The organism is Mycobacterium sp. 1245805.9 (genome assembly GCF_001672915.1).
In the GTDB taxonomy this organism is placed as follows: Bacteria; Actinomycetota; Actinomycetes; order Mycobacteriales; family Mycobacteriaceae; genus Mycobacterium.
On record NZ_LZKR01000022.1, the window covers coordinates 1 to 2,010 of the forward strand.

Here is a 2,010-nt window from a genome sequence, read left to right on the forward strand (position 1 = left end):
CCCGCGCCGGTCGTCGTTGCACCCCCCGCCGACCCCGGCCCCCCGCCGGCCGACCCCGGCGTTCCGCCGCCCGCACCGAACGTGACGGTGAACGTCCCGCCGGTCATCGTGCCGGTGCCCATCCCCGTGCCCGTCCCGTCGGACCATGATGGCGATCACCCGAATGGCGGCGGCCAGCAGCAGGGCGGCGGCCAGCAGCAGGGCGGCGGCCAGCAGCAGGGCGGTGGCCAGCAGCAGGGTGGCGGCCAGCAGCCGGGCGGTGGCAAGCAGCAGGGCGGCGGTCACGGACCGATCGAGTGCCTGGCCTGCCAACCGCATCCCGTCCAGCAGCAACCGATCCACCCGCAGCCGATTCAGCAGCAGCCGGTCCACCCGCAGCCGGTCCAGCAGCAGCCGATTCACCCGCAGGTGATTCCCGGGAAGAAGTGAGCGACCCCGCTCGAACCGCGAAAGTGCAACTGCCGACACGTTTCCCGAGAGGGGCGGTCGGCAGTTGCACTTTCGCGGCTAGGGCTTGACCGCCCGCCAGCGCTGCCTGCCGCCGCGAACCTCGACCTCAACCTCGCGAAAACCAGCCGCGCGCAAGCGATCCGGCAAGGTTTCCGGGGAGACCGTGTTGCAGGTGTCGCGGAAGTGCAAGAGGCGGAACCGCAGGGACGTCACGCTGTCGCTGCCGGCGAAGACGCCGCCCGGTCGTAGCACCCGAAACGCCTCGGCGAACAGCCGGTCCTGCAGCTCGGCGGTCGGGACGTGATGCAGCATCGTGAACGACACCACCGAGCTGAACTCGTTGTCCGGCAACCCGGTATCGGTGCCGTCGGCGTTGATGATGCGAGCGCGATCGCCATAGAGGCGCTGCAGCCGCTGCGCCATCGGGGCGTCGATCTCCACCGAGGTCAGGTTCGGCGTCTTGTCGACCAGCACCCGCAGAATCGCGCCGTAACCGGGTCCGATCTCGAGGGTGTTGTCGCCCAGCTCGACACCGGCCAGCGCCCATGGCAGCAGCTCGTCCTCCACCTGCTTGGCCCAGCGGTCCGAGCTGCAAATCCGTCGGTGTGCGAGGTTCATTGCCATACCCAAAGACGTTATCCCAATAGCATTTGCAGTTGTGGAGTCCCGGTGGGTGCTGCACCTGGACATGGACGCGTTTTTCGCCTCCGTCGAACAACTCACCCGACCGACCCTGCGGGGGCGGCCGGTGCTGGTCGGCGGCCTGGGCGGGCGGGGCGTCGTGGCCGGGGCCAGCTACGAGGCCCGCGTATTCGGCGCGCGGTCGGCCATGCCGATGCATCAGGCACGCCGGCTGATCGGCGTGACCGCCGTGGTGCTGCCGCCGCGCGGCGTGGTGTACGGGGTGGCCAGCCGCCGGGTCTTCGACACCGTGCGCCGGCTGGTGCCCGTCGTCGAGCAGCTGTCCGTCGACGAGGGTTTCGGGGAGCCGCCGCAGCTCGCCGACATCGCCGCCGAGGACGTCGAGGCCTTCTGCGAGGAGTTGCGGCGGAGCATCCGCGACGAGACCGGCCTGGTCGCGTCGGTCGGCGCGGGCTCGGGCAAGCAGATCGCCAAGATCGCGTCCGGACTGGCCAAACCCGACGGCGTGCGGGTGGTCCGGCGCGCCGAGGAGCAGGCGCTGCTGGGCGGGTTGCCGGTACGGCGGCTGTGGGGGATCGGCCCGGTCGCCGAGGAGAAGCTGAATCGACTCGGCATCGAGACCATCGGGCAGCTGGCCGCGCTGACCGCCGCCGAGGTGGCCAACATCCTGGGCGCGACGGTCGGGCCGGCGCTGCACCGCCTGGCCCGCGGCGTCGACGACCGCCCGGTCGCCGAGCGTGCGGTGGCCAAGCAGATCAGCGCCGAGTCCACCTTCGCCGCCGACCTCACCAGCCTCGAGCAGCTGCGGGAAGCGATCGACCCCATCGCCGAGCACGCCCACCAGCGCCTGCTGCGCGACGGCCGCGGCGCGCGCACCGTCACCGTGAAGCTGAAGAAGTCCGACATGAGCACGCTGAC

Annotated in this window: 3 protein-coding genes; 1 reads left to right on the top strand and 2 read right to left on the bottom strand. The window is 71.2% G+C overall.

Translation table 11 applies throughout. The features are described from left to right. Together A9X00_RS30480 and A9X00_RS03465 are read right to left on the bottom strand one after the other, a co-directional pair. On the bottom strand, positions 1 to 402 hold a 402-nt coding region (locus A9X00_RS30480), incomplete at its 3' end, for a hypothetical protein (RefSeq protein ID WP_156771913.1). A gap of 105 nt (positions 403 to 507) precedes the next feature. Then, positions 508 to 1,074, bottom strand: a complete 567-nt coding sequence (locus A9X00_RS03465) for a class I SAM-dependent methyltransferase (protein ID WP_067149260.1) — start codon at positions 1,072 to 1,074, stop codon at positions 508 to 510. Positions 1,075 to 1,123: 49 nt separating this feature from the next. Here A9X00_RS03465 and A9X00_RS03470 point away from each other — a divergent pair. Further along, the coding region (locus tag A9X00_RS03470; protein ID WP_197515040.1) for a DNA polymerase IV at positions 1,124 to 2,010 on the top strand (887 nt) is incomplete at its 3' end.